At 58.7% G+C, this 6122-nt stretch carries 3 protein-coding genes; 1 reads left to right on the top strand and 2 read right to left on the bottom strand.

Annotated elements, in window-relative coordinates; genetic code table 11:
• Positions 1 to 463: 463 nt before the first annotated feature.
• Positions 464 to 2179 (bottom strand): penicillin-binding transpeptidase domain-containing protein, encoded by a 1716-nt coding sequence (locus ACJY2L_RS20680; RefSeq protein ID WP_067433367.1) that lies wholly within the window; start codon positions 2177 to 2179, stop codon positions 464 to 466.
• A gap of 306 nt (positions 2180 to 2485) precedes the next feature.
• Entirely contained in the window at positions 2486 to 4759 is a 2274-nt protein-coding gene (locus ACJY2L_RS20685) for a molybdopterin-dependent oxidoreductase (protein ID WP_439213845.1), read from the bottom strand.
• 201 nt (positions 4760 to 4960) lie between these two features.
• Between ACJY2L_RS20685 and galR the strand changes: the two genes are divergently transcribed.
• Positions 4961 to 5962: an HTH-type transcriptional regulator GalR gene (gene galR / locus ACJY2L_RS20690; protein ID WP_439213844.1), complete on the top strand. Its 1002-nt coding sequence runs from the start codon at positions 4961 to 4963 to the stop codon at positions 5960 to 5962.
• Positions 5963 to 6122: the final 160 nt, after the last annotated feature.

Genomic DNA, 6122 nt, shown 5'->3' on the forward strand with positions numbered 1-6122 from the left:
TTGGATTTGGATTTGGATTTGGATTTGGATTTGGATTTGGATTTGGATTTGGATTTGGATTAAGACTTTGCTTTTAGTCTGTTTGTTTTTGACCTGGATTTTGACCTTGAGGAGGCATCACAAACGCCGAGGCAAAAGCATTTTCCAGGGCGAGCCGCAGGGAGGCGGCGAGAATAAGCGTCGCGCCGGGAGCGCGTCGCGCATGGTCCGTCGGAAAAGGGTTTTGCTGAGGGTACCCGCTTCAGCGGGCGGTTGTGTTTGCCGGATAGCGCGGGTGCAGGGCCGGGGCGACTGCCGGCCCTGCTCGGGCAGGCTTTAGCCTGCACGAAATCGCTTTTGACCTGGCCCTTCTCGGGCAGGCTTTAGCCTGTACGAAATGGACCTTGACCTGGCCCTGCCCGACCGCCTGCAAGGCGGAAGAAATAGCTTTTGACCCTAAAAGGCCAGCCCGCCAGGGCCCCCCTCACCCATGCCCATACAACGCATCCGGCGGAATATTCATATGCTTCAACACCGGCCCAATAATATTGCCAAACACCGGCGCCGCCACCGAACCACCAAAGTGATCGCCTGCGGTAGGATGGTTAATCATGATCACCAGCGCCACCTCCGGATGGCTGGCAGGCGCGACGCCAACGGTATAGTTGATATAGCCACCGTCATATTTGCCACTGGCGCCCATTTTCTCTGCGGTACCGGTTTTGATCGCCAGCCGATAGCCAGGCACCGCCGCACGCACGCCGGAGCCGCCGGGCAGCGCATCGCTCTCCATCATGTGGATCACATCCTTCACCGTTTCCGGGTTGGCCACCTGTTTGCCAATCACCGGCGGCGTAACCTTAGTGATCGACAGCGGACGGTAAACACCATAGGCACCGATAGTGGCGTATTCGCGGGCGATCTGCAGCGGCGTCACGCGCAGGCCGTAACCAAAGGAGAAGGTCGCGCGCTCGATGTCAGCCCAGCGCTGGCGGTGCGCCGGAAAATAGCCGACGCTTTCACCGGTCAGCCCTAAGCCGGTGGGTTTGCCAAGACCAAACGCCTGATAGGTATTGACCAGCGCTTCAGCAGGCATCGCCAGCGCAATATGCGATACGCCAATGTCGCTGGATTTTTGCAGAATGCCGGTCATGGTCAGGCGCGGCCAGTGGCCGACGTCGCGGATCAGATGGCCGTTAACACGGTAAGGCGTAGTATCAATCACCGAATCGGCGCGCACCAGATGGCGCTCCAGCCCTTCCATCACCACCAGCGGTTTCACCGTCGAGCCAGGCTCATAGCTGTCGTTAATCGCCGCGTTGCGCATCTGCGCCGGTGAGGCATCGGCATAGTTATTCGGGTTAAAAGAGGGATAAGAGGCCATCCCGAGAATTTCGCCGGTATCGACTTTCACCAGCACCGCGGCGCCGGAGTCAGCTTTGTTTAACAGCACGCCATCGCGCAGTTTGCTGTAGAGCGTGTACTGATCGAACTTGTCGATGCTCAGCTGCACGGTCGGCGGCTGTTTTGGCGGTTCATAATCGATCATGGCAATAATGTTGCCTTCGCCATCCTGACGGTATTTCTCCACGCCCGGCTCGCCCTGCAGCAGCTTATCGTAACCGTGCTCCAGCCCGTTCAGCCCTTTATTATCGGCACCGACCACGCCAAGCAGCGGCGCGGCGGCTTCGCTCATCGGATAAAAGCGGCTGTCATTGTAAACGCTGCTGATGCCCTTCAAATGCAGCTTGCTGATGTCCTTGGCGATGCCCAGCTCGATTTTGCGGCCAAGATAGAGAAAGCGCTTGCGCGGATTGGCCTGAATTTGCGCGGCGATCGCCTCAGGTCGTTCATTCAGCGCGTTGGCGAGATATTGCCACTTGGCGTTGGTGAAATCGGGATGTGCCTCGAGCACGCGCTGTGGATCGGCGATGATATCGCGCGCCGGAACGCTCAGCGCCAGCGCCTCGCCGTTACGGTCCAGTAACGTGCCGCGATTAGTGGGCAACGTCACGGTACGCAGCGAGCGCTGATCCGCTTCGTGTTCCAGCATCGGATGGTTGATCAGCTGGAGATCGCCCACGCGTGCCAGCAGCAACACCAGGCAGGTCAGCACGCCGAGGCAGATCAAGCGAAAACGGAACGGATTAAACGGCGCTTTGATCTGGTCTTTTCCAAGAAATTTTTTTATGCGAGGCATGTCGATGGCTGCGGCAGATGAGGTAACTGGCTGGAAGTTATAAAGAATATCACTGCGGGTTTACAGGAAAACTGTGTTTCGATTCGTTAGCATCGAATGAAACGTGCGCGTTATCAACGCGTTAGCAGGGCCAGGAAATTTCAGGCAAAAAAAACCTGCGCATCTGCGCAGGTCGGTGTAATCAAGAAAACTTTTGATGTTCACCCATCAATACCTCTGGGACTTAAAATGTAGCAACCGATGCCTTGCCCTCGCCATCACATATTCGCAACAGTTACCCGCAAAATGTAACCAGCCATGTGATCCTTAACTGAATTTGCGACTGGCCGCTTTTTGCGCCTGCACAAGACAGCTCATGGCGTTGGGTCCCTGGGTCAGCGATGAGGTGCCGATATCCAGCGTCAGCACGTTAGGATTGCCGGCGCGATCGTGATCGTGCCAGGCCTGGCCAAAGCCGGGATCGAACCAGGCGCCGGTGGCGATGAGCACCACGCCAGGCGTCACGCCGTCGGTCAGCCTCACGCCCGCCAGCATGCGACCACGATCGTTAAACACCTCAATTTCATCGCCGTCTGCCAGCTGGCGCGCCGCGGCGTCGTCATGATGCATCCACAGCGTTTCGTGCCCGGCGGTTTTGTTGCCCTGTACGGTGGCGGTGGCATCCATCTGACTGTGCAGCCGATCGCCGGGTTGAATGGAGATCATTTGTAGCGGGAAGCGCTCGCTCAGCGCGCTGCCCAGCCATTCCGCAGGTTCGCGCCATTCAGCGTGACCGGCAAAGTCGCTCAGCGCATAACCGGCGATGGTTTCGCTGAACAGTTCAATTTTGCCGCTGGCGGTTTTAATCGGATTAGCCTGCGCATCGGCGCGAAAATCTTCCATAAAGACATAGGGTTTATCGCCCTGGGGCACCTCAACATAGCCCTGCTGCCAGAACGCCTCGAACGACGGCCACGCCAGCCCTTTCGCCGCATGTGCCCGCGCGCAGCGCTGATAGAGATGCTCAATCCACTGCATTTCATTGCGTTTTTCGGTGAAGGTATCGCGATAGCCGAGTCGCTCAGCCAGATCGGCAAAAATATCGAAGTCGTTACGCGCCTGATGCTGAGGTTTGATCGCCTGATGCATCGCCAGCACAAAACGATCCCGCGAGGAGCCGCCAATGTCGTTGCGTTCCAGCGTGGTGGTCACCGGCAGCACGATATCGGCCATCTGCGCAGCGGGCGTCCAGACAATATCCTGCACGATAACCGTATCGGGACGCTGCCAGCCAGCCACCAGCCGGTTGAGTTGCTGATGATGATGGAACGGATTGCCGCCCGCCCAGTGCACCAGATGAATATCGGGATAGCGGTGCGTTTCGCCCTGAAAAGCGTAAGGCTCGCCGGGATTCAGCAACATATCGCTGATACGTGCCACCGGAATGGCCAGCCCGGCCGGATTAACGCCGGTGGACATCAGCGGCGCCGGCCCTTCAATGCGTGGATTACCGACGCTGTTCATGGAGCCGTGACCGAACGAAAAGCCACCACCAGGCAGCCCCGGCTGGCCGAGCATGCTGGAGAGCGCAATCATCATCCAGTAAGGTTGTTCGCCGCGATGGGCGCGCTGCACCGAATAGGAACAGGTGATAAAGCTGCGTTTGCCACACAGCTGCTGCGCCAGCTGGCTGATGCGTGCCGCCGGAATACCGGTAATCGCGCTGGCCCACTGCGGCGTTTTTGCCACGCTGTCGCTTTCGCCGCTGAGATAGGCACGCAGCTGCGGCCAGCCAACGCAGTGCGACTGCAGAAAGGCGTTGTCCACGGCGCCGAGCCGTTCAATCTCCCAACCCAGCGCCAGCATCAGCGCCACGTCGGTGTTGGGACGAATCGGGATCCACTCCGCATTCACAAATGCCGGGCAGTCATCACGCATCGGGCTGATATTGATCACCGGCGTGCCTTTTGCCGCCAGCCGTTGCAGTGCCGGTTTCAGGCTGTGCTCGCCCGCGCCGCCCGAGGCAACCTGCGCGTTCTTCAGCGCCAGACCACCAAAAGCGAGAAAAATCTCGGCGTGTTCCACCACGCTCGGCCAGTCGGTAACGCGACCGGTCAGTGGCATATAGGTGCCAATCACGTAAGGCAGAAAGAACTGCGCCGCCCCCCAGCTGTAGTTGCCCAGCTGATCGACGCCACCGCCGCCCTGAAAATAGAAACGACGCACCAGCGTGCGCGCATGGTTTACGCGTCCGGCGGAAGACCAGCCGTACGAGCCGGTGAAGATCCCTGCCGCGCCGTAGCGATCGCGCACACGCCGGTTCTCTTCTGCCACCAGATCGAGAGCGGTTTCCCAGTCAACGGCGACAAAATCTTCCCGCCCCCGCAGCGTGCGATCGCTTTTTTCGCGCGATTTAAGCCAGGAACGACGCACCATCGGCTGACGAATACGCTTATCGGAATAGACTAACTCCGGAATGGTATTGAGCATCGGCGAGGGATCGCTGTCGGCAAAAAAGGGCTCACAGCCAACCAGACGATCGTTGTCGGTTACGGCGGTAAAAGCGCCCCAGTGGGCAAGATGCGGCACGCGTTTTTTCATAGTCAATTTCTGGCAGGCGGGAGAACAGGAGCCACAGAATAGCATTTTTGCGCCGCGTCGCCAGCGTTGCCGCCTGCGTAACATGTCGCTGAAACTCACCGCTTTTGCGACGAAACTGACATTCTGTTGGCTTGAACCAGACACGCTTTTCCGTAACACTGGAGCCATGTGTAAACGTTTACCCAGGATGTATGCAAACGCATGGCCACGATAAAGGATGTAGCCCGTCTGGCGGGCGTGTCGGTCGCAACGGTTTCGCGCGTGATTAACAATTCGCCGAAAGCCAGTGAGAGTTCCCGTCAGGCCGTCGGCAGCGCGATGGAAGCGCTGCAATACCATCCCAACGCCAATGCACGCGCGCTGGCACAACAATCCACCGAAACCATCGGCCTGATTGTGGGCGACGTTTCCGACCCTTTTTTCGGCGCAATGGTCAAAGCGGTGGATGAAGTGGCCGGAGAGACCGGCAACTTTTTGCTGATTGGAAACGGTTATCACGACGAGCAAAAAGAGCGGCTGGCAATTGAGCAGCTAATGCGCCATCGCTGCGCGGCGCTGGTGGTCCACGCCAAGCAGATTCAGGACAGCGAACTGATTGCGCTGATGAAGCAGATTCCCGGCATGGTGCTGCTGAACCGGCTGCTGCCGGGGTTTGAATCACGCTGCATTGCGCTGGACGATCGCTACGGTGCCTGGCTGGCAACTCGCCATCTGATTCAGCAGGGGCATCAGAACATCGCGTTTATCTGCTCAACGCACCATATTTCCGATGCGGAAGATCGGCTACGCGGCTATTACGACGCGTTACGCGAGCACGATTTGCCCTGCAACGATCGGCTGGTAGCCTTTGGCGAGCCGGATGAACGCGGCGGCGAACAGGCGATGACCGAGCTGTTAGGCCGCGGCAAAACCTTCACCGCCGTTGCCTGTTACAATGATTCGATGGCTGCCGGTGCGCTGGCGGTGCTCAGCGATAACGGTATCGTGGTGCCCGAGGCGATGTCGCTGATCGGCTTCGACGATGTGCTGGTTTCCCGTTACGTGCGTCCTCGCCTGACCACCATCCGCTATCCGATTGTCACCATGGCGCAGCAGGCCGCCGCGCTGGCCCTCGCGCTGGCAAACGGCCAGCCGCTGCCGGAAGTGACGAATATGTTTAGCCCAACGCTGGTGAGACGGCATTCCGTTAGTGGACCGGGATGAGGGGGGATTGGCCTTGAGGCGGCAGGCCTTTTAAAGGCCAGGCCAGGGACACTTTCGTTCTGCCTTGCAGGCGGGCTTTTAAGGTCAATGTCTTTAAGGTCAACGGCCATTTCGTTCTGCCTGAAGGCAGCCCGAGCAGGGCCGGCAGTCGCCCCGGCCC

Source organism: Duffyella sp. Ts4 (assembly GCF_051851875.1).
In the GTDB taxonomy this organism is placed as follows: Bacteria; Pseudomonadota; Gammaproteobacteria; order Enterobacterales; family Enterobacteriaceae; genus Duffyella; species Duffyella gerundensis.

Bases quoted from the DNA above. Each gene is read 5' to 3' on its own strand.
- ACJY2L_RS20680 (WP_067433367.1), bottom strand. From the start codon at position 2,179: ATGCCTCGCATAAAAAAATTTCTTGGAAAAGACCAGATCAAAGCGCCG.
- ACJY2L_RS20685 (WP_439213845.1), bottom strand. From the start codon at position 4,759: ATGAAAAAACGCGTGCCGCATCTTGCCCACTGGGGCGCTTTTACCGCC.
- galR (WP_439213844.1), top strand. From the start codon at position 4,961: ATGGCCACGATAAAGGATGTAGCCCGTCTGGCGGGCGTGTCGGTCGCA.